Origin of the sequence: Sphingopyxis witflariensis, from assembly GCF_002205635.1 — a bacterium.
Taxonomy (GTDB): Bacteria; Pseudomonadota; Alphaproteobacteria; order Sphingomonadales; family Sphingomonadaceae; genus Sphingopyxis; species Sphingopyxis witflariensis.
In genome coordinates this window covers 288,663-312,223 of sequence record NZ_NISJ01000002.1, presented here as the reverse complement: position 1 = coordinate 312,223, position 23,561 = coordinate 288,663, and the positions used below count along the sequence as shown (strand labels likewise).

The window sequence follows — 23,561 nt, the reverse complement described above, 5'->3', positions numbered from 1 at the left end:
TCTCCTACATGCCGATACCGATGCCGCGCGACCGGTCGAGGCCGAGCTTTGCGATGTCGGCGAGGTCCTGCCGGATCGATCGAACAGAACGGGCGTCGATGCCGAGCGCGGACTTGCGAGCGCTGAGGATCGATTCCACCTGCGCATCGCGTTCGAGGCTCTTCGCCATCGCCCCCATCTGACCGCCGATCCGCCGTGCGGCGTCATGGTCGCCTTTCCGGTTGAGCGCTGCGCGCTGCTCATGAAGCTGCTGCCAGTCCCCGGTGAACCGGTCGGCGCGGCGCGCTGGATCGATGCGGATCTCCGCTTCGAGCTGCATCGCGCGAACTGCGGTCTGCGTGTTTCCTTGCGCAGCTGGACGGACAAGCTCGGGCTGGCGCTCGAACGCCGCCGCCAGATCGGTTCGCCCATGCGGCCGACACGCGTCGAGCGCGGCTCCGGCCTTGTCCAACGCCTCGCGTTGGTGGGGGAGCACGGGTAACTGCTTCTCCCGCATGCCGTCGATCTCGGCCTGGGCGCGCGCATAGCGCTCGACCGCGCGCTGCGTGTTGTCTGTTCGCGGCGTGTCCCGTGGTTCGATGCTGGATCTGTTCACGGTCGGCTTGAACCCCGCGAAGATGCTGCGCGCCTTCTCGGGCGTCTTGCGCACGATCTCGGCGACACGCTCGCGGACGCTGATACCCCTCCGCTCGGCGAACGCCCGCGCGGGATCGGTCTTTCCATAATCCTGCGCCATGTCCTTTGCCCGCTCGCGCGATAGCGTCTGGACAAGCTTGTTCTGGTCACGGAACTCGTCGCGGCCATAATGAAGTGTCACACCATCGCGGTGTCGCGACATCGCGACATAGGCGGAGTGACTGTCCATGCCGGGGGTCGCGAGCACATGCGTGCGATCGACCGTCATGCCCTGCGCCTTGTGGATCGTCGCCGCATAGCCATGATCGAGGTCGCGATAATCTTTGACGTCGAACGCGACGCTGCGACCGTCATCGGTGCGCACGGCCATATGCTGTCCGCTGACGCGTTCGATGGTGCCAAGCGTGCCGTTCTTCACACCAAGGCTGCGCTCGTTGCGCAGGAACATGATACGATCGCCTGATGCAAAACTCCGATCGCCGCGCTCGGTCTTGATCGCGACATCTTCGCCAAGATCGCCCGCCGCGCCCATGCGTTCGCGCGCCGCCTCGTTGAGCATGCGCACCTCGTCATTGGTGTGGGTCAGGATGATACGGCTGGCATCGGGAGCGGCCTGCCGGTCGCGGTCCCAGCGCTCGATCAGCTCGTCGCGTGCACCCGCGCGCGTATCGGCGCCATGCACCATGCCTGCCTCGTCATAGGCGCGGATCGCACCGCCGGTGCGGCCCGTGGCGAGATCGCGCGTCGCCTCGCGCTGCCAGCCCTCATGCTGCCGCCGTACCTCGCCGATTTCGACGCCGCCGTGCCGTTCATGAAGCGAGCGGAACGCCGCGCCAGCTTCGATCGATTGGAGCTGCTGCGGGTCGCCAACGAGCACGACCTTGGCGCCGGCCTCGGCCGCATGGCTCAACACGCGCTCCATCTGCCGCGTCCCGACCATGCCGGCTTCGTCGATGACAAGCACGTCGCGCGCGGTGAGCAGGTCGCGGCCCTGCGCCCAGCCATGTTCGAGACTAGCGATCGTGCGTGACGCGATGCCTGAGCCGTGCTCCAGGCCTTCGGCGGCAATTCCAGAGAGCGCGGCGCCGCGGACGTTCAACCCGCCGCTCTCCCAGGCCTCGCGCGCGGCACCGAGCATCGCGCTCTTGCCAGTCCCGGCATAGCCGACAACGACGCCGAGATCGCGGCCATCGGTGACACGATCGAACGCTGCGCGCTGCTCGCCCGACAAGACCAACCCGCGCTCCGCCGCGCGCGCCAGCGCGCCCTTCCGGTCGGCATTCGCCACGCGATGGCGCTCACGCTGTTCCATGACTTCGGCTGCGCGGTGTAGCCGCTGTTCGGTCTCGATCATATCGCGCGATGTGAAGCGGTCCTCGCCGCGACCGTCTTTGCCAAGTTCGACGAGGTCGGGCGAAGACCGCACTGCGCCCATGACGGCATCAAACTGTTCGCGCCCGTCACTGTGGCGGTGAGCGAACAAGGCAAGGTCGCGGTTCGTGAACGTCGCTTGATGGTGGGTGATCGCGTCGAGCGCGATGCGAGGCTCCGCAATGATGCGCTCACCATTGCGCAGCGCGATCTCGCGATGTTCTGCAATGCGCTCTGCCTCGAGGCCGCGGTCGTCCATGCGCGATGCGGCTGGGCCGATCTTGTCTTGAGGCTGGAGTGCGATGCCCTGCGCTGCAAGGCTGCGATGATCGACGCGTGCATCGATGTCGAGTACGGCCAGGCGTTCGTTCACATGCTCGGCCCAGCGTTCGCGCCATTGCTCGACAAGTTCGGTGCGATTCCACTCGCGGACCTTTGCGCCGAAGCCTGCTTTGCCGTCCGCGTCGATGACGATCTCGCGCATCGTCAGCATGACATGCGCGTGCGGCTTGGCGAGCCCATCGGCACCGATGTCCCAATGGACATTGAGGTCGGCGATCATGCCGGCTTCGACAAACTCGCGCTGCACGAAGTCGCGAACGAGTTCGACGCCCTGTTGCTGATTCATCTCACGCGGGATCGCGAACTCGGCCTCGCGCGATAGCTGCGCGTCCTTGCGCTTCTCGAACGCCTCGACATCGTTCCAAAGCCGTTCTCGATTGTGCCACGCATCGGGCGCGTTGTCGGGGAGCAGGACTTCGCTGTGGACGACGCCCGACTTGTTCGTGAAATCGTGCGCCCGGTCGAGGCGCTCGTCATGCAGGCGATCGGCAGACCGATAGGCGGCGGCGGCCACGGCGCTGCGTCCGGCAGCGCGGCTGATGACTTTGACCGAGAGATGGAAGATTGCCATGTCGGCAATCCATCTACACTTCAAAAGCCACGTCGGCACGACGTATAAGCGCGCCCTCACACGGAAAAATCCGCGGAGGGACTAGGCTGTGCCAGACTGTCCCGACGACCTTGCTGCGCATCGGGAGGCGCGTCTTTATGATGGGGGCGTCATACCATCATGGAGATGCGACATGCGCAAACCTCGCGATATCGATTCGGAACTGAAGGCGCTCGAAGTGAAAGCGAAGACCCTCAAGGAACGCCGCGTTCGTCAGCTTGGCGAACTCGTCATTGCCGCTGGTGCCGACGCGCTCGACGCCGAGATGCTCGCGGGGGCATTGCTTGGCGCCGTGACAACGAAGGACGCAAACGCGAAGGAGGGCTGGCGCAAGGCGGGAGCGGGCTTCTTTCAGCGCGGCGCACGCAAAGCTGCGACGGGACCTGATCGCGGCGCAGCGAATGACGCGGCGCCTAACGGCAATGCGGCATCGGCTTGAGGCGGTGCAGGCGAGGACCGGCATGCGCGATTGGCAGATCAAGCGCCGCGCACGCACGCGTCTGCTGATCGAACTCGGCGGCCTCGTCGTGAAGGCGGGGCTCGTCGATCTCACCGACGATGATCGGGCGATGCTCTACGGCGCGTTCCTATGGATGGCCGACAAGCTGCGGAGCGAGGATGGCCCGCATGCATCGGCTCTCTGGAAGCGCAAGGGGCGACGGGCGTTTGATGCTGACGCGTTGCCCGATACCGAAGCGCCTGCGATAGGCGCGGGATGACACAAGAACTGACCGATGCCATTCTTCGCGTGGTGGAACGCGCGCCGCAATGGATACGGCGAGACCTTGATGCGAAAATCCGCCAGCGCGAATTCGCGCCGAGGAGGTACTCGCGGCGATGATCGCTGACGCACTCGGCCAGCAGGCCGACGGCGAGGCCTGAGAGCTATTTCGCGGTCGGGCGGCGCGTGACAGTCTTCTTACGACCGCCGCCGCGCCCCTTGGTGCCGAGCCCGATCTGCAATGCAAGTGCGCGGCGCTTCTCGGCATAGTTCGGCGACACCATCGGATAATCCTTCGGCAAATTCCACTTGGCGCGATAATCGTCGGGCGTCATGCCGTAGTGTGTCATCAGGTGACGGCGCAGCATCTTGAGCTTCTTGCCGTCTTCGAGACAGACGATGTAATCGGGCTTCACCGACGAGCGGACCGACACGGCGGGCTGCTGAGGTTCGGGCACCGGCTCGGCCGTCGTGCTAAGCCCGGAAAGCGCCTCGTGCACCGATCGGATGACGAGCGGAATATCCGATATGGCGACGCTGTTGTTGCTCAAATGCGCGGCGACGATGTCAGCCGTCAGCGTGACAAGCGTTTCCTGATCTTCCATTTTCATCTCCGTCGATGCTGTTTCAGCGCGGAAGGCAATTATCGGTCCGCGACATGCACCGATGTCGCGAGCGCATCAAGCAAATCGCGCGGCAACTTTACGGCATCGCTTCAACGCGCGCCCGATATGTTTTTCGACAGCCTTGATGCTGAGCCCGAGTTGCTCCGCGATTTGTGCATAGGTGAGACCGCGCAGCCGGTGCATCAGGAAGATGCGCCGGGTCCGGCGTGGCATGGCGAGCAGCGCCGTGCGAAACGCCCGCCGCAGTTCCATCGCTTCAAACTGGCGTTCCTGGTCTGGCACCACGGCAGCATCGCGCGCTTCATCGAGCGGAAATAGCATGCGTTCTTTCCGGTGCCATCTCCGCGCCCGTTCGATGAGCAGATTATGGGCGGTCCGCATCAGATAGGCTTGGGGATGCTCGACTCTCCCATAGGCTCCGCTGCGGAACATTCGCGTGAACGCTTCCTGCACAAGATCGGGCGCGGCCTCGCGGCCGACCTTCCTCCGAAAATAATGGAACAACCGTCCCTGCTCGGCGCGATAGAAGGCCGCGAAGGCGGTGATCGAACCGCGCGAGACCGGACCGCTCTCAAATTCGCTGGCGCCGGTGTCGGGCTCGTGCCCGGCGCATGTCCCCGTCACCATTGTGCTGCAACTGCAGCACGGCACAGTGCGAGCGCCTGCACCATATGGTAATCGACGGTCGCGACACTGACGCCGAGCGACGCGGCGATCTCTTTGTAGCTCATGCGCCTCACGCGGCGCATCAGGAACACGCGCCGGGTTTTGGGTGGCATGGCGCGCACCGTTCGCCGGTAGAGGTGGGACAGGTCCGCCGCTTCGATGCGCCATGTCTGATCGGCGCACGACACTGCGTCGCGCTCCTCGTCGAAAGAGTAGAACGCCGTCGGCCTTGATCTCTTGCACCGCGCGTTGTCGATCAGCAGATTACGCGCGATCCGGGTCAGATAGGCCTCGGGACATTCGGCGCGTTCGAGGGCACCGCTGCGCAGCAGCCGCGCGAAGACCTCCTGTGCGAGATCGGGAGCGGCGTCGCGCCCGGCCTTGCGCCGAAAATAGCCCAGCACCCGCGCGTGCTGGGCGCGGTAGAAGGCGTCGAAGGAGACCCTGGTCGAACCGGGCGCGGTCACGATCGTATTCCCCGGCTGTCGTGATCACCCAAAGGGGCATCGCGCGACGACCGATAGAGGGTGATGCCTGCTTCGATCCGGTCGAGGATGAAGGTGTCACGCTCGGCCTTGGCGACACGGATGTCGGACTTGGCGTAGATGCCGAGATCGACTGCGCAGCGTTTGCCAAGCTCGCTGCGGATGACGTCGCGGGCGCGCAGCCAGCACCGTTCGTCGGTGAACAGTGGATGATTGACGACGATCCAAAACTCGTAATCGGAAAAGTCGATCGTGTACTTGTCTTCGTACCAATTCCTCCGCGCATAGGGGCCGATCAGAATGATGCGTTTGATCTGACCCGGCTCGGGTGCTTGCAAGGGAGATGGATCGAAGAAGCCGCAGGATACGCGTGATCCGTTCGATCTCGCGCTGCTTGCGACGGATGAGATGGCCGACGCGCGCCATCACGACTTCGCGCGCGTAAACGTCGTTCAAATTTGGGGTAATCATTTGCAGCTCGCACAGCGGCGGTCCGCGCGTTGGCGCGCGGATGTGCAAGCGATGTCTGCTGGGCCGCTATTGTGGCGATCAGCAACTGCCCGACCGTGATGGCCGAACCTGGATGATGCCTGGCAGGGTTATCCTCGGGATGACCGCCAGTTACTCCATCCCGTAGGCGGAATCATGCCAGAATCGGGGAATTCTGCAAGGTAAGTTGTGAGCGCAAATCTGCTGCTCTATGCCGTCCAACGGGCGTCAGCTCTCTCGCTGGCGCCTGTTCAGGTTGAGGCGCCGATTTATGATCTTCCTCATCGCCTTCAAGGCATTGTCGTCCCGAGGCAAATCGACATAGGCCAACAGAGCTTCATGTTTGTCGAAGTCGCGACCATGAAAAATCCAATGCAGGAGATGTCGGGTGAGGAGAGCGCGAAGCATCTGGGCCTGTTGCATGAATGCATCTTCGTGTCCGCGCGCATGAACATGCTCATTTCGTAGACGCGCAACGTGGCTTAGCTGCCATCTCGTGAGCAGGTGCTCGTCGTCCGCGAATGTTGCTCGATCAATCACCTTCTGATTTGAACGGTCAGGAGCCCAGTCTTCGACGTATAGCTTCTCGAGCGCGGTCCAAAATCGTAGCAATCGGTGATTGCCATCGCGTGCCTCAAAAGCGTCCTGTACAAGCTGAAGAGCGGACACCAGCACTCTTTTGAGCGGATGATTTGTTAGAGCAGCAAGCGCCTGCCTTGTGAAGGGAGCGACCTCAAGATATTTGCTAAAATCCGGCAGATGTTCGTTCCATGCTCTTTCACTGTAATTTGGATCATACCAAATTCGATTCTTGCCAAGAGATTTTCGCTCTTGGAATACGAACTGAAAAGGCCCCATGCGGAGCTGCCCCGCCGTCCAATTGTTGCCCGACATAATTGTCCAATTTCCTCGGGTTTCATAGATATTCATCAGCGCCATCAATAATTGAAATGCATCTAACATCCTATCTACCGCATCCTCTTCTAATCGTTCCCGACAGCTTAGAATGGCATATCCAGAAAGGGCGGGTTCGCTTGGGTCAACTGGGCCGATGCTGGCATGTTGGAATGGATCAAGTCGAAGCCATTTTGGCAACTGCGCCGTAATACGGATTGAGACATCGCCCCACTTGAACTTGAGATTCTGAGCGTCATCCATCCCCGTGACTCTGATCTTCGTCCAGAGGGTAAAGTTTTTCAGGCGGACTGCTCGGTCACTGCGGTGAATTTCATCTGCTCGTTTGCGAATGGATTCCGCTGTCAGCGGCCCGTCCCGACGGGATTGGTAAAGAGCCCTGCGGAAAAGCCTAATGGCGGCGGAACGTCGTAGTGCTGGCTTGACGATAAAGGCATCCGGGAGAATTTCGTTCCAATAACCGTTTGCTTGAAGGCTTGGAAAACTGAGGCCGCCACCCTCTAAAACAGTTGAACTGCTTTCAAAGTCATCGAAGAATGCCTGTAGCTGTTCGTTCGATACGACCTTATCATTACGATTTATCGGCATCGCCTACCCATAGCAGCGTGCCGCAGAAAAAGTCACCTATCCACGCGCTGCTTTTTCAAGTTCATCGATCTTGTCGATGCAGACCTGATGGATAACGCGACCGAGCTCCTCGACGCGTGCGCCGAGCCAAGTCAGCTCGTCCTCGCTGATCTTGTAATGCTTTGAGTAGCGGGCTTTGGTGTAGGCTTCCTTCAACTTCTGGAACATCGCGCGCTCGCTACGATTTGACTCAGGCCAGATGCCATGGAGACGTCGATCTAGCCCCTCTGCGAGCGAGCGCAAAAATGCGATATTGTGATTGTAGGGCGTGTAGTAGGTCAAAGTGAGCAGGAGGCCGGCGTACAGGCGCTCTGTGGCCTGATGGAGCAGGAAAGCCGCCTCTTTGGGACGCTTCTGCCTCGCCAAATCCCGAGATGTATTGAGCCAAACAACCGCGCCCGGATAGTGATCCTCGAAATATTCTCGCGCTGTAGCAAGTGCCTGCGCGGCAGTTTTCGGCTTCGGCGTTGCCAATTCCCGGCTGTCTGCCTCATAGAGCGCTATGCCATCCTTGGCGACTTCCATGAAAAAGACGCGGCCATGCGCGAGCCCATCGTTCACCTCGTGCAGTGAATGCACGATGAAGTTGACCGGAGTGCGGAGCGTCTTTTCGATCGTATAGGCGCGGATCAGTCGCTCTTCGGCTTTCGCCCAATAGGCGGCGCGGTCGGTCAGCTCCTTCTGGCTGACGATGACGAGAATGTCATAGTCGGATTTATACTGGTTCGCCGAGAGCGGCGAATCGACCCAATCGCCGCGCGCATGCGATCCGAAAAGGACGATCTTCAAGATCCGGGCGCCCTTGCGGCGCCCGGTCGCATTTTCGGTGGCCTGGCCGAACTCGTCGAACAATATCTCGACGATGCGCTCAAGCTCGCGCTGCTTCGCGGCTGGAAGATGATCGATGTCGGTGCGCATGTGTCCGAGAATCTTCGGGAAGTTCGCCCACTTTGGCAAGGACAGAATTCCCGGCAATTTCGCGCTGGCGTGACCCGGCGAGGCGTCGCGCAGCGGCGGCTCGGTGGAGCGCAGCGGAATAGAGCGCGGCCGCCGCAGGCGGGAGGCCCTCCGAATCACCTTACGCACCGATTTGCGCGATCCGAGCGCTCACAACCTCATCATTGGACGTCATTCGCCTAGATTGGGACGGCATGGGAAAAAAAGATCAGCCACGCCACGGGACGCCAGCAAACGACAGGGGACGACAGGACCCGACAGAGTCCGCCGCGGTAGCGAAGAGACAGTGAAGCGACAGTTGTGCCGCGCATAAAGATCGCCAAATCTGCACCTCGGGGCATCGTTCAACGCTAGTTTTTGAAAGGATCCCGATGTCCAATCCCGAACGGATTATTCGCCTTAAAACCGTCCTCGACCGCACCGGGCTTTCTCGTTCGACGATGTATCGAAAGATCGCGGAAGGCACCTTTCCAGGGCAGGTTCCGATCAGCCTCCACGGCGCCGGCTGGTATGAGTCTGCCATCAACCGATGGATCGCCGATCCGAGGCGTTACCGCGAAGATCGCGCCGAATGACGCAAGGCCGGGCTACTCCTCGGCCTTCGCATTGCGGAACGTGCCCTCGATGACCTTCGCGCCGTCGCGCAGGAAATCGAGATGATCGGACCAGTACTGCATCATACGGACGCGCTCATCCCAATATTCGCCGCGCGCGTAGGCACGGCGCACGGCGTTGTTGTCCTGGTGGGCAAGCTGCCGCTCGATCGCGTCCGGATGCCACAAGCGCATTTCGTTGAGTAGCGTTGCCGCCATCGCGCGGAAGCCATGGCCGGTCATCTCATCCTGGGCAAAGCCCATGCGGCGTAATGCCGCATTGATGGTGTTCTCCGACATGGGTCGATCGACCGACCTTAGCGATGGGAACAGATAGCTGCTGTAGTCCGCGTCATGTTCGATTGTTTCGAGGATCGCCAGCGCCTGTCGCGAGAGGGGAATGCTGTGGATGCGGCGCATCTTGGTTTTATGCTTAGGGATGACCCAGAGCGCTTTGCCAAAATCGAAGTCGGCCCATTCGGCAAAGCGCAGCTCGCCGGGACGGACAAACACATGAGGTAGGAGCCGCAGCGCCGCCTTGGTGTTGGAATGACCCTCGAACGCCTCGATGGCGCGGAGCAGTCCGCCCGCGCCATTGGCGCTGGTGATCGCCGCGCGGTGGACGGGCTGGGGGGCGATGAGCGCACCACGCAGATCGCTGGCGACGTCGCGCTCTGCGCGGGCCGTGGCGATGGCATAGCGGAATATCTGGCTGCATGTGCTGCGAAGCCGCTTCGCCGTCTCGTAGCGGCCTTTGCTCTCCATTTTGCGGAGCATGACCAATAGCTCCTGCGCGGAGATCGAAGCGATGGGGCGCTTGCCGATCGACTCGTTGATGAAGTCCAGCAGCCACCGCAGTTTCTTCATGGTGACGGCAGAGCGACCTTCGCGCTCGACCTTCACCAGCCATTCGTCGGCCACCGCCTTGAAGCTGTTGGACGCAGCGACGGTCGCTGCGACCTTTTCGAGCTTGATCTGCTCCGCCGGATCGTGGCCGCGCGCCAGAATCTTCCGCGCCGCGTCGCGCTGCTCGCGCGCTTCGGCCAGGCCGGTATCCGGATAGACGCCGAACGCCAGCGTCTTCTGCTTGCTCAGGTGGCGGTAGTTCATGCGCCAGTAGCGCCCACCATTTGGTGTCACATAGAGGAACAGCCCCTCCGAATCGGTAATTTTGTAGGGTTTTTCGCGGCCCTTTGCGTTTTTTATAGCAACAGCGGTAAGCGCCATGATGGTATCTCCGGCAAGGGGAGGACCGCGCTACCATCAAATATACCATCAAGATGGTGGTATCCGGTGGCACGAAGCCGCTCCATATGGGATACCTATACCACAAAAAACCGCAGAAATCAGCCAGTTATGGCACATTCTGGAACCCTCTGGGAAAGAGAGTTGGTGACCCCTACGGGAATCGAACCCGTGTTTCAGCCGTGAGAGGGCCGCGTCCTAACCGCTAGACGAAGGGGCCTTGAAGGTCGGAGTTTTGCGGGATGGGCAGGCCGACCGCCTGCTCCACCGATGGTGACCCCTACGGGAGGGGACTAAATCCGCGCAACGCGCGCTCTTTCAATACCTTAGCATGCCACCAATTTGGCCCTTTGTGCCACCTCTGTATCAAGTTTGAAGTGGCCCTGCAATGATGCTCTAGCGCCGAATTATGGTCATTTGGCAACTTGGGCAAGCAGATAGCCCATGCTCCCCATCAGCGGCGCGTGGATCGGTCTCAACACGCTAGCGGGCCGGGTTTCACCGCCGGTTCCATTGGTTACTGGCGGCTCACCTACCTTGTGCGGCGCCTCAGGACCGGACCAAACCCCTGTCACCAGCCAAATCTCGTAGTAGTGCAACCATTCAAAGGCCCAGGGCAGAAGCTGCTGGGCGACCTGCTGCCCGAGGAGCATAGTCTCGTCTGGCGGATAGTATAGACAGAGTTCCGCGCCACGCGGATCGTCCCATGCGCCGTAGAGATGGGGCACCGGAAACCCGTCGGAGGTCGGCCTGACTGCGCCGTCCAGCACACGCACCGATGCTGCGCGCCATGGATAGGATAGCTTCGAATCAGCGCATCTCGCGGCCATGTCCACGCGGATGTCGTATGTTTTCGCAATCGGCCGGAGTTGGCCCAGCCACACCCCGCAGCCGTGCAGCGCCGGCAGACGCCTGAAGCTAGGGAAGTCGCGACGGATGCCCTCATCCTCCATGGCGACCACCGTGTCCGCAAAGCCGGTGCGGTAGGTGCGGCCATCCATTCCGGCGGCATGGATCGGTCGCGACCATTCACGCAGGCCGGGATCAGCGATCACTGCTAGTCGCCATAGAACCGGTGCGTGGGAGCGACCACCTGTTTGGCAGACGCTGAGGTGCCTGCGACACCCCCACCGGCGGCAATCGCGAAGGTGCCCTCTCGGCTCTTGGCGGAGGCCCGCTCACCGGCGCGCCTGTAGCCTTCGGCGGCGGCGTTTTCGCCGAACAGGCTCCGGATGATCTGCTTCTTCTCGACCTGCGTCCCTTCCTGGAGCAGCTCGTCTAACTTCGAGACGAGGTCGTTCAGATCCTCGTAGAGCATTAGCTGCGAACTAACCTTCTTCGGCCAACGATCGGACAGCAGATCCTCGGGGCAGGCCGGGTTCGGAACGTCGAGTGAACGGGCGACGATTGGCGCCATGTAGCTGGCCGCCGCCCGCAGATCGGCTAGCAATCCATGCCCCTGCGGCGCCTCGGCCGCGATCTTTGAAAGCAGAACCGACGGCATCCGATCATAGTCACGTGCATCGCATCGGATGTCGCGGAACCGCTTGAGTAGCTGCACGGTCAGCAACCGGGTGGTCTTAAGTTCGGCTGGCTTCTGCTGCGGAACGGGGACCGTTGAAGCCTGCACCTCGCGCGTGTCCATGACGACCTGCGGCCGGACCATCTTATCAAACCACTGTGCGAAGCCCTCCGGGTTAGCCAGCGCGTGATCGGGGCGATCGGGATGGGTGTCGAAAATGCCGATCACGCGCGCCTGCCGACCCGGAATAAGCACGGCCGGGGTCACGTCCAGGTGCATGTTCGCATACCAAAGCGTAACGCAGCGCTTCTTGACCTCGAGGCTCTGGAACTGCAGCCGCCCCTGACCCTTCCTCAGGGCCTTGGCGACTGTCTCGAGAACCGCCTCGGGAGATGCGAACTGGTTTATGTGCAGCTCGAGCAACAGATCGATGTCGTAGTCCTCACGATCGTCATACGCCGAGATCGTCGACGCCATGCGGAAGGAGCCCTGCGGGTAGATCACAGGATCTAGATGGGCGAGGCCACTCAGCTCCTCATGAATGTAGGCGGCGACGACGTCGAAGTGTCGGACCGCCTCCTTGTAAGCGGTCGGGCTGATCTGGATCTTCCGGGCGACGTCGCTCAGAAGGTCATCGTAGAACCGGCGCAGGACATCGCCGTGGATCATGTTACTTCTCCTTGTCGGGGGCGGGATGGCACGGCACGAATGGTTCCCGCCCGCCGAGCAGAAAGCATTCCTTGATTTTTGGCATGGCGGCCCGCGCGTTCGAGCGGCCCATACGAACGAGGTCGTCCATCCGGCGCGCATCGTCCATGGCATAGTGGCCCGCCGGCACCTCAGGGCAGATGCGCATGAGGTGATGATTTGTGTGAGGGTGCCCCAGCAGCAGCTTGGCCGTTGCGTGGCTCAGTCTGTCCTGCCCGTCGAAGAGCGTTTGGATAAGCCACTTCACGTTCTTGAACCCGACCACACGGCGTGCAGGGTTGATGGACGAGGTGCAGCCGAGCGACAGGAGGCGCGCTTGGCGCATGTCCCAGCCCAGCACCGTCGCACCCTCGAGCGCTGCGACGCCCATTGGGTTGTTGGCCCAAACGCCCCCGTCCAGCAGATGGGCGGCTCCGTCAAAGCTGTGTGCGGGCAAGTAGGTCGGTGCCGCCGCAGTCGCGAGCGCCGCGTCAACCATCGAGACCCGCCAATCTGCGGCGAACCGTTCGTGATGGGCAGTCTTAAAAACGTATAGGCCGCCGTTCGCCGAATCGTAGGCAGGAATGACGATCCTCGTTAAGGAATCACCTATCCGGCGTTCGCCGAACACGGCCGCGAGTTCCGAGCGAAGGGCCGACGCCTCGTATTTGGCGGTGCGCAACTGCCGGGTAGACCGGACGAAGCGGCGCATCGCCGCTTTCGTTGTCGCTAAGAAACCGTCGCCCGGCTCTTGGTCGAAGATCCGTGGCCCGCGCGTAAGATAGAAGTCGAGGATTTCCGTGGCGCTCAGACCCGCGGCCAGGCCGAGCGCGATGATGCCGCCGGTGGACGTGCCGGCGATCAGATCGAAGTTGTCGACGATGCGTTGGCCCGAAATTTGCTCTACCTCGGCAAGAAAGGCGGCTGGCATGGCTCCCTTCAGTCCGCCGCCATCAATGGTCAGTATCCGGCGAGGGAAGGTAGAGCCCTCCTCATTGGTGCTGGGTGCCCTCATATTGCCATCCTGAACATGTCGGCAGATATAGTGAACGAAATTGAACTTGTAAATACCTGCGGCCGTGTCGTAAGCTAAATCTTACGCTGCAAGCCTAGGCATCGCGAGGAGAAACGAAGTTGCCCCTGTCCACGAAGCTCAAGGAGCTGCGTGCCCGTAACCGCGAGTCCCTGCAGCAGGTTGCGGATGCCGTTGGCGTGTCGAAAGCGCACATCTGGGAGCTGGAACGCGGGAGCAGCAACAATCCTGGCTTGGAGTTGCTTCGAAAGCTGGCGGAACACTTCAAGGTTAGCATCGCTTTTCTGTCGGACGATGACACGGAGGAAGATCCCGCCGCCCAGCAATTCTTCCGTGAGTTCGGCGGCGAACTCTCGACACGGGATTGGGACACACTGCGCACCGTGGCAGCCAGCCTCAAGGGAAAGAATGGATGAATGAAGAGCTCCTCATGGAGCTCGCGGACTGCGGTTCTCCGGAGAAGTTGCTGGCGGTGATCTTCCAACACCATCCGCATTGGACGCCACCGATAAAGGTCGAGGAGTTCGCCCTCTCCGTTGGCATCCGCGAGTTCCGTGATCTGGAGGTCGACGGATTCGTCGGGGCGCTGATGACGAACCTCGAGAAGACGATGGGGGTCATCCTCTGCGCGAAAGGCATGGGACATCGTCGCCGACGATTCACGATCGGACACGAGCTCGGGCATTACATCATCCCGGCGCATCGAGGCGACAAAAGCTGCACCTCGTCCGATCTCGCAGAGACGAGGCGGGACTCGCTCCATCGCCAGGAGGAGGCGCAGGCGAACCGTTTCTCAGCCGGTCTGCTAATGCCGAAACCCGCGTTCAAGGCGCATTTGGATGGGTTCGGGCCGCCGGACGTCTCGCACATCGAGGTGCTAGCGAACACCTTCGACGTGAGCCGGGAGGCGGTGGCGAACCGCTATGTCGATCTGACAGTGGAGATGTGCGCGGTCGTGTTCGTCAGAGCCGGAAGAATCAGATACGCAAGGACATCGCGCGACTTTCCGGCGCTTTCCGTTCGGCAAGGAGATGCAGTGCCTTCGGATATGCCTCGCGACTCTCTGGGCCCGGTGCCCCCCGGCGAGTGGCTTCAGCCCAACTGGCGCGGCCGTGCCCCCGCGCTTAATGCGCAGCGGTTCGATCAGGCTGAGGGGCACGCGACGATCCTGCTGCACATCGACACACACACCTTCGAAGCCGACGAGGAAGAGCATGACCTGATCGAGTCATACACCCCAAGATTTCGGAGGTAGCTGGAGCGTTTATTTGAGAAGGTCTATCCAATCGCCGCGTCGAGTTGCCGCGCCACGCCGCCCCCGCGATCCAGCTCTGCCCACAGGAAGACCACCCTGCCGTCACTCACTTCCTGAAGCCGCGCGCCGATATTCTTCTTTTCTCGGCTGTCCGCATTATCGGTGCGATCGGCACCCTTATATTCAATGATCAGCTTGCGGCCGTCCACCAGCTCCGCGACGAAATCCGGGTAGAACAGGTCGGTCGAGGTTGGCAGTGAATAGGACCATGCCGTGCGATCCACGTTCCGGACCCAGTGTTTGACAGCATCGTGATCGTCTATTTGGACCGCGGCCATCCATTCTTCACCGCCGTGCCTCAGATCGCCCACCTGCGAGAACAGGTGCTTCCGTGGTCGCCACGGCCCAGAATATGGCGTGCGCGGATCATAGCCCGCCTTTGAGAAGCTGAAGCCGTTGTCACCCAACGCGAGAACAGGTGCGATATCGGTCATCAACAGCTGCACGCCCCGCATGCCGGCTTCGCGGCGTTGCTGTACGATTTTTGCGATAATGGCCCTTCGCAGCGCAAATTTCCCGCGCACGAGCTGCGCCAACGGCACGCGCTCCATGACACCTTCCACAACGCGCCGGCAATATTCGAGGAATATAGGCTGGGAGACGTCGCGCTGGCGCGTCGTGCGATCAAGCCACCGAGACAGTGCAGCCACGTCCCAATCGGTCGCGTCATCGAGCGCCAATTCGGCGGCGGCGTCGATGCGATTGTAGACCACCTGATCGCCATCGACATCCATCTCGAATGTGTCGGGGCGCTCGGTCAACGCAAAGCCGGACAGGCTTGTGTCGACCTGTCGCAGATCCCAGCCTCCCACGTCGACCAGCGTCTCGGGGAAGACGATTTCGAGCTGGCCGTCCCGCTCAATCGCCAACCGGGGTAATGTCAGCACCTCGCCCTGCTCGGCAGGCGATAACGACTCGGCACGGCGGGCAATAAAAGCCTCCACCGCCGTCGTCGGCGTGGCCTCGGCGCTTGTAACCGCTGCGGCTACTTCGCGGAGCACGTCGTCCGGTGCAGACGTGTCAAAAGTGATCGCAACTCCGCCTGCTCCGTCGTCGGCCATCCGGGTCGCAGCGACCATCTCGGGGGTCCAATTGCTCTGATCGGGCCGGTCCCGGACGTGCAGCACGGGCAACTCCGGCTGGGTGAACAGCGACTGGTCCTCACGCCACTCGAAAGTCTCGGGCTGTTCGACGATCGCCTCCAGTGCGGTGCGCTCATCGAAGCCCATTTCGGTAAGCCGATCTTTCAGGCCCTCGGCTGCATCAAAGAAATTGCGCTCGGATACGTGGGCATAGGCGCGGTTCAGTTCCTCTGACGAGCGTCGCGTTGCGAACGGCATGCGCAGCACGCGGCCGAGCAACTGCTCCACAGCGCCGCCGCTGCGAATGCTGGCAAGCGAACAGAAAACATAGGCGAAGGAGCAGTCCCAGCCCTCTTTCAGGGCGTCGACGGTGATGACGTGCTCAATCGTGCAGGCCGGATCGAATAGGTCGATACCGTCTAGCTCACGCTGGTTGCCCGTCGCCACCGCGATCCGGTCCTCTGGGATACGGCAATCTTCGATCAGGTGGCGTTTGACGACATCCACGGTCGCCTCGGCGCCTTCGCGCGCAGGCTGAGCCTGATAGAGCGCGATGGGCCGAATACCGCCGCCGTCACGGACGGCGATGCCTTCGAGCCATGCACGATTGTCAACAGCGTGTGCGATCGCCTGCTGCCAGCTACCATGCTGCGAAAGGTGGATCGGCAGCTTGATCATGTCCGCCGCCTTCAGCTCGGCGGCAGTGGCGGACACGATGACGTTCGAGCGCACAGGTGTCGCAGTAAACTCCACGACCGCTGCAGGCGCGATGCGCCCCATCGTCTCACCTGAAAGAGTGGAGGTGAAGTTGTGCGCCTCATCGACGATCACCAGCGGACGATGCAACTTCATCAGATTGGCAAAGCTGGCGATCGGCTTGCCCCGACGCGGGCCTTCCTCGTGCCGGGTAACATCGGCACTGCTGGGCAGCGCGGCGAAGTGCGGTTCCAGTTCCTCGTCGTCGAGATAGACGTTGCGATCTTCGGCGTTGCGCACGCGGAACGCCTGCACGGTCGAAACGATCACGGTTGTCGCATCCGCCATATCTTGCGGGCGAAGCTGCCTTCGCTCATCGATGCCATAGACGCGCACAGCACCACCAAAGGCCGCTTCCAATGCTTGCCGATAGGGGTGACTTACCTTCTTGAGCGCGCCCAGAGTTTGCTCGGCAATGGTGGTTGAAGTGACGAGCCATAGCACGACCGGGAATCGCCGGGCGAGATAGGTGTCCCGCGCCACGCCGATTGCATGGGCGGCGAGCAAGGTTTTGCCGCCGCCGGTCGGCAGGCGAAGGCAGCAATAGGGAACGTCCGACAGCCCAGCTAACGGGGAATAGGTCGCAGCATAGGCGCCCGGTTGGCCCACTGCGCAGGCGGCCGTATAAGCGTGGGCATGATCGCGTATTGCCGCTTGGTCGAGGAAGGTCCTCAATGCGTCTAGCGCGCGGAGCTGATAATCCTTCAGCTCCATCAGCGCGCCCTCACATCATAAGGCGTCTGCTTGAACGTCACGTCCGCGTCAGCCAGTCGGGCCGCGCCCAGCTTGCTCCATTCACCATAGACCGTCATCAGGCCATTCCAGCGGCTCTCCTCGCGTAGCCGTGCAAGCAAGGTAGCCGTCAAAACATTGCCGCCGCTGACCGACCGGTCGCCCAAGATGCCGTTATAAAGCAACGCATAAGCCATGCCTTTATGCACACCTAGCAAGGGTGTATCGGCTCCCCCGGTCAGCGGGGTGCCGGTCTCGCTGAACCAAATGTGTGCGGCGAGCGTCGCGAAGGCGATATCATCCGTGATGTGGCCGTCGGCGTCGAAGACCGGCAGGCCGAGGCGGTAGAAGCGATAGCCGCCGCCGCCTGTCCAGCCCACGGATTTGGACACGCCGCCCTGTTCGCCCGCGATCACCTTGTCGAGCCGCGGCTTGCAGTGCGTCTCGGCGTGGTCTCCCATCTCAATACCGATCCAACGCCGCCCCATCTTGTGCGCAACCGCAGCCGTAGTGCCGGAACCGAGGAAGCTGTCGAGCACGAGGTCGCCGGGATTGCTGGCGATGTGGAGTATACGCTGCACCAAACGTTCCGGCTTCGGAGTGCCAAAACTTACATCCGCACCAAACAGCGCATTGGCTTCCTTCTTGCTCTCATCGGTGTGACCAACCTCTTCGTGGGGCCACCATGTCCATGGAACGAGGCCTTCAACCTCTGATAAATATCGAATGACGCTCGGCTGGGCGGTCCCATCTCGACCCCAATAAATGCGATCGGCCGCTTTCAGCTTTCTGAATTCACTTTCAATCATCGACCAGCAGCGTCCCTCTGGAGGTCGATGCGTCTGCCCGTTTGGGGCGACAATCTCATACATTTGGTTCGGTCGAAAACCCTGAGCAGTCATGGGTAGGCCGCGCCAACGCTTGGAAGGATCGGTTTCCCTCGGGTTTTCTGGGTTTTTGTAGATCTTGGCTTGCTTCTCATCGAGCGGAATTAGGTTTCGCTCTAATTTGAAGCGCTCCGGTGATTTGGCATACACAGCGATATATTCATGCACGTCGCCGATCGCACCGCGGTTCTCGCGGGAATATCGCTTCTGCCATACTGCGTTGGCGACGAAATTGGCACGTCCGAAAACCTCGTCCATGATCACTTTGAGATAATGGCCCTCGTTGTCGTCAATCGACACCCAGATGCTACCACCTTCCGCGAGCAGCTCGCGCAGCAGCACCAGGCGCGGATAGATCATCGCGAGCCACTGGCTGTGCTCAAGATTGTCATCGTATTGGTCGAAGGCCGACCGCGTGTTGTAGGGCGGATCGATATATATGCACTTCACCGCACCCTTGTAATAGGGAAGCAGCGCCTTCAGCGCGTCAAGGTTGTCACCCTTAATAAGCATGTTTTCGGAGGCCGCGTTGCCGCCATCCAACGCGGGCACTGCGTCCAACAGCCGATACGGAACCCCCGCAGCCGCGCGAACATCATCACCGCGCGTCATCCAATCGAGTATCGGCACCTAACCCCCAAATCCACACAGCAACTTGGCTTTTAGCTGTAGCCGCTCAGATCCTAAACGAACAGGCTTTGTGGGATGTCGGGAAAATCTTGGACACGCGCCACGCTCCTTGACCGAAGATGCAGAGGGGAAAATCCTCGCTGTCGCTCGGTCCTTCAAGGAGAACGAGCATGCACGACATTGGCCACCAAGAAGCGGAGACGCTGAGCCTTTGCGATGCCGAAAACCCGGACATCCGTATTTTGCGCCGGGTATCGAGACTGGACAAATTCCCATTCCACGTGCGCGGAGACGGACCCGTCCGGCGTATTGCGATCGTCGATACCGAAACGACCGGCACCGATCCGCTGACTGACGAAGTCATCGACATCGCCGTCGTCATGCTGGAGGTGGACGACGCCGGCGAGATCGTCGGCATCGCGAGCGCCGGGCAGGCGCTGCGCGACCCGCATATGCCGATACCACCACAAATCACGGTCTTGACCGGCATCACCGACAACGATGTTCGCGGCAAGACGATCGACCTAGACAGGCTCGAACGGCTGTTGGCCAGTGCGGACGTGCGGGTTGCGCATTCGGCGGCGTTCGACATCGCCTTCATCGATAACCTCATGCCGGGCCTCGCGGGTGCGGCGTGGGCATGCTCCATGGCTGATTTCGATTGGCTGGCCGCCGGGTTCGATGGCCGAAAGCTAGGCCATCTTTTGATGCAGGTCGGCCGCTTCTCCGAAGCGCATCGCGCGATGGCCGACGTCATCGCGCTGGTGCACCTGCTCGCGCACCGTCTGCCCCACGGCGGCACCATTTTGCGCGATGTGCTCGCCAACGCTGAACGGCAAACGGTCCGGTTCGAGGCGACGAACGCGCGATACGAAAAGCGAGGCCTGCTCAAGGCGCGCGGATATCGATGGGACGCGCGCTACCGCGTGTGGTGGATGGAGATCGATGAGTGCGCATGCGCCAGAGAAGAGCGCTGGTTCCGCGAGCATATCTCGCCGTCCGGCCCTGTGCCGCGGATGCTGCCGATCACCTGGCATCAGCGCCACCGCTGAGCGCTGAGTGGAGCGCGACCATGCGCTCCGCCCCATTCCGAAACTGAAGATTTGAGTGACCCAACAGTGGGGAAAAGCTCCGGTTTTAGGCCGTATCATGAAAGGAACTAACAAATGGAAATGATTGTGCATCACCAGAATATTATGATTGCCCTCCGCCAAGAAATGGGGTGGCCGGCGTTCACGCCTGCGAATGACGCCATCGCATGGTCGTCCGGCATGCCGATGGACGCCGAGGTGGGCATGGAAGTGGCGCGCGTCGCACAGGCGCTCGGCAAGGACATCGTTTACGGCAGCTGGGCAAATACGAAGGCACGCGAAATGGCGGGTCTGAGCGTCGCATATCGCGAGATGCTGACTGTGGACATTATCGACGGGCTCGTGCCCTGGGCAGCCAACGACACCGCTCCGATCTTACTGGTCAGCATGCGTCGGGACGAGATGTTCGGCATCGACCAGCGCGGCACGCTGATGCGGATGTATCGAAAACCCAGTGCCATCGGTGCCGGCCGAAAGCTCGCCAAGAAGCGTATCCGCGCCGCCGCCGCTCAAATGGGCGACGCGCTGCTCGCCAACAATCGTCACGTCCCGTGGGGCGACACGTCGATCGCACGCGCCGTGCCGACCGAAACCATCGTCCGCTTCGGCTGACCACTGCGACCTGAACAGGAGAACATTGCTATGACAACCGAAACCAAGAATCGCGGCCCGCGATCGTGGATCGTGCTCGACCTCGAGTCCGCCGTGCTTGATGGCACCGCCCATAAGCGGTATCAGGCCATGGAGCGCTGGGTGCCCGCCGAGGGCAAGCCGAGTCGACGCGGATACCGGCGCAGCGAGGATCCGCTCAGTTGCCCGCGCTGGGTTTTTCAGACCATCACCACGGCGTCGCTGATGCTGCTGGTGGAGGATGCGCAGGGCGGCGTCGATGTGACTCGCTTTGTCACCTTGTCGGCGCCGGATCACGACGAGCGGGACGTCATCGCCGGCATCCTGCGCGTGCTGGCAGACGCACCGGACGACGCCGAGATCGTCACGTGGATGGGCCTGGCGCATGATCTGCCCATCCTGATCAATGGCTGCATGCGGTATGGGCTGACTTTGCCGCGAGGCTGGGGCTGGCTGGCGCATGGCGGGTTCCACCACACCCGCCACCTGGACCTTGCTCGCGCTTACACCGCTGGGATGCGCATGAAGCCGATCCACTTGGCCGAAGTCTTGGCCGTGCTGGACATCCCCGGCAAGATCACGTGCCCACCCTTTGCTGTCACCAATCTGATATATGCTGGCGGATGGGAAGAAGTGCAGAGCGCATGCGAAGTCGATGTCATATCCACGGCATTACTGCTTGCGCGCTGGCGGCGTCTGACCGACCCGCGCGCCGAAGCGGATTCTGTCGAGGACCGCATCCTTCGTCGCGTCATCGAACTCCGGGCCGGGCGCGGATATATCGCGTCGCTCGAGGCGCATCGCGATCGGCGATTTGCAGCTAAGCGTGAGGCGGCCGCGAATGATGCCCACTGGCTTGCGCCTTGGCTCGATCGCGACGCGGCCTGAAGGACGACGGGGCACCGCTACAGAGCGGCGCCCCGTCATTCACTCGGCTACATGTCGCGAACTTGGCGGTTCGAAAGCGCAGCTGCTTTTTCCACGGCGTGTCGAACCTCCTCAGCGACAAGCTGTTGGCGAGGCGTGAGGACGGAACCAGCCTTCTCAAGCAAAGCTGCGAGCTGCTGGACTTGCTTCGATGCCTGACGGTATCTCTCGGCCAGCACGTGGCGTTGCTCGGCGATTTCGAGTTCCCGCGTGAGCCCCTTCTCGGCCCACTCGGGCGGGTTTGATGGCATGGTGTCGGCAAACTCCTCACCGAAAGTCTTCGCAATCTGCTTATCGAACGAGGCCACCCCGTCCTCGTTAATAGTAATTACGTTCGGCGTGTCCGCAATTGCCACCAAGGCGCGACCCCAACGAGCGTTGAAGGCTGCCTTTGCCGAGGCTGTCTTTTCGCGCATGGTTGCTCTTTCGATCCGCGCTTCCGCATCTGCCCTCGAGCGGACTGCGTCAGCATGTGCGGCATCGACAGCTGCCTGACGCACTTCCAAAGCCTCCATCGCCAGTCGGTGTTCATGCATCTGGGCGGCGCGGCGTTCCTCCAACCGCCGATTAGCCTCCGCTTGTTCCGTTGCCATGAGGGTTTCGCGATTCGCGATGGCGCGTTCTCGCTCGAACACCTTGGCCGCCGCGTCGCGGATGATTGCGAGAGCGCGGGCGAGAGCTCGAGCCACCGCCGCAATCGCCGGCGGCCAAGGCTTTCTATAAGCATCCCGTTCCATGGCCGACATATGCTGCTCATCCATGGCGAAGCCCGCATCAGACACAGGATGCCGCCCAATTTGAAGATGCAAGCCTTCCTTGTCGTCAGCGGAGCGTGACAGAAGGGTAATCTGCTCTTGGTGGAGGGTGCGGTCGTTTGCGAGCTGTCGGGATTGGTCCGTTGCAGCCTGGATCATAGCGGCCGCTTTCGCACGGTCGCGTTCGGCGGCTTGGTTTTCAACTCTCCAGCGTTCAGCCTGCAGTTCGGCCTCCGCCTCCTTCACTTTTGCGGCCGCGAGTTTTTCCTGCAGCTCGGCATTAAGGCGGGCATTCGCCGCTTCCATTTTGGCCAATGCAACTGTCATCCTTTCGGCAGATTGCTGTTGCGCCAATCGGCGGTCATGCGCCGCCTCAGCCTCCTCGATACGCATGGCCTGAGCTCGAGCTACTTCTGCTAAAGCTACCGCCCGAGCTTCTGCAGCTTCGGCGAGCGCGTTCTCGGTCTCCGCCTTCAACTTCTCCAGCTCTTCTTCGCGCAACTGCTCGCGGCTTTTCCAATCGGGGTCGAGGGACCATTTTTGCTCACCGCGCTCAACGCCGTCCAACTGCATCTCATCGCGCAGATACTCGAAGAATGCCGTTTGCAAGGCGCGCCCTTCATTCCGCAAGGTGGTCTTATTAAAACCATGTTTCGCCGCCAGCGCCTTCAAATGCTTGGTGGTCGAGATGGCGACTTTGTCTTGGCGTTTCGTTTTCTTCAAATAGATTGGTGCAACGAACAGGTCGACAACTTGCTGCCCTTGCTCATCCCGATCGATGCGATCTGCGAATATGGCACGATTACCGAATACCCGCTCTGCAAACTGGCGAGCATGGCGAAGCATGCCACTGGCATCATCTCCATCTACCAAGTCGGTCGGGAATTGCACGAGCACGTGAAGCGCTCGACACTCTGCCTTGGGAACGAACGCGCCTTCGATGTGCTCTTCATAAAGGGCGTACAAGTCTAAACCTGTGGTGGTTACAGCGGGAGCGTCTTTTATCACCCGGCGCTTGCTGCTTTCGTCCAGCCGCTTGCCATGGTTTTCTGCTTTGGTGATGCCCTGCAGAGTGAGCCGGTCAATTCTCACGGCGCCGGCAAGACCGGAGACGGGGCTCTTTTTCATTGCGCCCTCCAAGTATTGAAGAGCGGCCGATGGCCAAAAAAGGATAACACGCTCATCTTTTTTCGCTGCGCAAAAAAAGGCGTGTCAGGGGAGTGCCCCTGAA

General features: G+C 61.2%; 22 protein-coding genes and 1 tRNA gene. 8 read left to right on the top strand and 15 right to left on the bottom strand.

Annotation, left to right across the window (positions count from 1 at the left end):
• Window positions 1-4: 4 nt before the first annotated feature.
• Complete coding sequence (gene traA / locus CDQ91_RS05495) at window positions 5-2,920, bottom strand: Ti-type conjugative transfer relaxase TraA (protein ID WP_088471705.1); 2,916 nt, start codon at window positions 2,918-2,920, stop codon at window positions 5-7.
• Between the two features lie 172 nt (window positions 2,921-3,092).
• Between traA and CDQ91_RS05490 the strand changes: the two genes are divergently transcribed.
• Window positions 3,093-3,398, top strand: a complete 306-nt coding sequence (locus CDQ91_RS05490; protein WP_088471704.1) for a conjugal transfer protein TraD — start codon at window positions 3,093-3,095, stop codon at window positions 3,396-3,398.
• 22 nt (window positions 3,399-3,420) lie between these two features.
• The gene (locus tag CDQ91_RS05485) at window positions 3,421-3,678 is read left to right on the top strand and encodes a conjugal transfer protein TraD (RefSeq protein WP_088471924.1); all 258 of its coding nucleotides are present in this window, start codon (window positions 3,421-3,423) and stop codon (window positions 3,676-3,678) included.
• A gap of 166 nt (window positions 3,679-3,844) precedes the next feature.
• On the opposite strand, the gene CDQ91_RS05480 is transcribed toward CDQ91_RS05485, so the two are convergent.
• The 6 genes from CDQ91_RS05480 to CDQ91_RS05455 all read right to left on the bottom strand — a co-directional run bounded on the left by CDQ91_RS05480 (window position 3,845) and on the right by CDQ91_RS05455 (window position 8,406).
• Entirely contained in the window at window positions 3,845-4,285 is a 441-nt protein-coding gene (locus CDQ91_RS05480; RefSeq protein ID WP_164499230.1) for a Ros/MucR family transcriptional regulator, read from the bottom strand.
• A gap of 75 nt (window positions 4,286-4,360) precedes the next feature.
• Window positions 4,361-4,933 carry an RNA polymerase sigma factor gene (locus CDQ91_RS05475; RefSeq protein WP_088471702.1) on the bottom strand — a complete coding sequence of 191 codons (573 nt, stop codon included), beginning with the start codon at window positions 4,931-4,933 and terminating at the stop codon, window positions 4,361-4,363.
• Entirely contained in the window at window positions 4,927-5,439 is a 513-nt protein-coding gene (locus CDQ91_RS05470; protein WP_158213621.1) for a sigma-70 family RNA polymerase sigma factor, read from the bottom strand. The genes CDQ91_RS05475 and CDQ91_RS05470 overlap by 7 nt, the downstream gene beginning before the upstream one ends.
• Window positions 5,436-5,795 (bottom strand): hypothetical protein, encoded by a 360-nt coding sequence (locus tag CDQ91_RS05465; protein ID WP_088471700.1) that lies wholly within the window; start codon window positions 5,793-5,795, stop codon window positions 5,436-5,438. Before CDQ91_RS05465 ends, CDQ91_RS05470 begins: the two co-directional genes overlap by 4 nt.
• Before the next feature lie 379 nt (window positions 5,796-6,174).
• Window positions 6,175-7,449, bottom strand: a complete 1,275-nt coding sequence (locus tag CDQ91_RS21530; protein WP_174688468.1) for a hypothetical protein — start codon at window positions 7,447-7,449, stop codon at window positions 6,175-6,177.
• A 36-nt stretch (window positions 7,450-7,485) separates the two neighbouring features.
• Window positions 7,486-8,406 carry a nucleotidyltransferase and HEPN domain-containing protein gene (locus tag CDQ91_RS05455; protein WP_088471699.1) on the bottom strand — a complete coding sequence of 307 codons (921 nt, stop codon included), beginning with the start codon at window positions 8,404-8,406 and terminating at the stop codon, window positions 7,486-7,488.
• A gap of 410 nt (window positions 8,407-8,816) precedes the next feature.
• Here CDQ91_RS05455 and CDQ91_RS05450 point away from each other — a divergent pair, with 410 nt between their 5' ends.
• Window positions 8,817-9,020 (top strand): helix-turn-helix transcriptional regulator, encoded by a 204-nt coding sequence (locus CDQ91_RS05450; RefSeq protein ID WP_088471698.1) that lies wholly within the window; start codon window positions 8,817-8,819, stop codon window positions 9,018-9,020.
• Between the two features lie 12 nt (window positions 9,021-9,032).
• Here the strand turns inward: CDQ91_RS05450 and CDQ91_RS05445 are convergent, their stop codons facing one another.
• The 5 genes from CDQ91_RS05445 to CDQ91_RS05425 all read right to left on the bottom strand — a co-directional run bounded on the left by CDQ91_RS05445 (window position 9,033) and on the right by CDQ91_RS05425 (window position 13,507).
• Window positions 9,033-10,265 carry a tyrosine-type recombinase/integrase gene (locus tag CDQ91_RS05445; RefSeq protein WP_088471697.1) on the bottom strand — a complete coding sequence of 411 codons (1,233 nt, stop codon included), beginning with the start codon at window positions 10,263-10,265 and terminating at the stop codon, window positions 9,033-9,035.
• A 163-nt stretch (window positions 10,266-10,428) separates the two neighbouring features.
• A tRNA-Glu gene (locus CDQ91_RS05440) sits at window positions 10,429-10,503 on the bottom strand.
• A gap of 193 nt (window positions 10,504-10,696) precedes the next feature.
• Window positions 10,697-11,338, bottom strand: coding sequence for a type II CBASS E2 protein (locus CDQ91_RS05435; RefSeq protein WP_144036696.1), 642 nt, complete (start codon window positions 11,336-11,338; stop codon window positions 10,697-10,699).
• Window positions 11,339-11,340: 2 nt separating this feature from the next.
• Window positions 11,341-12,474 carry a nucleotidyltransferase domain-containing protein gene (locus CDQ91_RS05430; RefSeq protein WP_088471695.1) on the bottom strand — a complete coding sequence of 378 codons (1,134 nt, stop codon included), beginning with the start codon at window positions 12,472-12,474 and terminating at the stop codon, window positions 11,341-11,343.
• A 1-nt stretch (window position 12,475) separates the two neighbouring features.
• Entirely contained in the window at window positions 12,476-13,507 is a 1,032-nt protein-coding gene (locus tag CDQ91_RS05425; protein ID WP_088471694.1) for a CBASS cGAMP-activated phospholipase, read from the bottom strand.
• A 119-nt stretch (window positions 13,508-13,626) separates the two neighbouring features.
• On the opposite strand from CDQ91_RS05425, the gene CDQ91_RS05420 reads away from it, so the two are divergent.
• Window positions 13,627-13,941, top strand: a complete 315-nt coding sequence (locus tag CDQ91_RS05420; RefSeq protein ID WP_088471693.1) for a helix-turn-helix domain-containing protein — start codon at window positions 13,627-13,629, stop codon at window positions 13,939-13,941.
• Complete coding sequence (locus CDQ91_RS05415; protein ID WP_088471692.1) at window positions 13,938-14,780, top strand: ImmA/IrrE family metallo-endopeptidase; 843 nt, start codon at window positions 13,938-13,940, stop codon at window positions 14,778-14,780. Before CDQ91_RS05420 ends, CDQ91_RS05415 begins: the two co-directional genes overlap by 4 nt.
• Window positions 14,781-14,803: 23 nt before the next feature.
• On the opposite strand, the gene CDQ91_RS05410 is transcribed toward CDQ91_RS05415, so the two are convergent.
• Both CDQ91_RS05410 and CDQ91_RS05405 read right to left on the bottom strand, forming a co-directional pair.
• Window positions 14,804-17,392, bottom strand: a complete 2,589-nt coding sequence (locus CDQ91_RS05410; RefSeq protein ID WP_088471691.1) for a DEAD/DEAH box helicase — start codon at window positions 17,390-17,392, stop codon at window positions 14,804-14,806.
• Window positions 17,392-18,927, bottom strand: coding sequence for a site-specific DNA-methyltransferase (locus CDQ91_RS05405; protein ID WP_088471690.1), 1,536 nt, complete (start codon window positions 18,925-18,927; stop codon window positions 17,392-17,394). Before CDQ91_RS05405 ends, CDQ91_RS05410 begins: the two co-directional genes overlap by 1 nt.
• Before the next feature lie 170 nt (window positions 18,928-19,097).
• On the opposite strand from CDQ91_RS05405, the gene CDQ91_RS05400 reads away from it, so the two are divergent.
• The 3 genes from CDQ91_RS05400 (at window position 19,098) to CDQ91_RS05390 (ending at window position 21,536) form a co-directional block, all read left to right on the top strand.
• The gene (locus CDQ91_RS05400) at window positions 19,098-19,979 is read left to right on the top strand and encodes a 3'-5' exonuclease (protein ID WP_088471689.1); all 882 of its coding nucleotides are present in this window, start codon (window positions 19,098-19,100) and stop codon (window positions 19,977-19,979) included.
• Window positions 19,980-20,093: 114 nt separating this feature from the next.
• Window positions 20,094-20,630, top strand: coding sequence for a hypothetical protein (locus CDQ91_RS05395; protein WP_088471688.1), 537 nt, complete (start codon window positions 20,094-20,096; stop codon window positions 20,628-20,630).
• A gap of 30 nt (window positions 20,631-20,660) precedes the next feature.
• Window positions 20,661-21,536 (top strand): hypothetical protein, encoded by an 876-nt coding sequence (locus CDQ91_RS05390; protein ID WP_088471687.1) that lies wholly within the window; start codon window positions 20,661-20,663, stop codon window positions 21,534-21,536.
• 47 nt (window positions 21,537-21,583) lie between these two features.
• Here CDQ91_RS05390 and CDQ91_RS05385 read toward each other — a convergent pair whose 3' ends face one another.
• A complete protein-coding gene (locus CDQ91_RS05385; RefSeq protein WP_088471686.1) occupies window positions 21,584-23,458 on the bottom strand; it encodes a hypothetical protein in 1,875 nt (624 codons plus the stop codon).
• Window positions 23,459-23,561 lie beyond the last annotated feature (103 nt).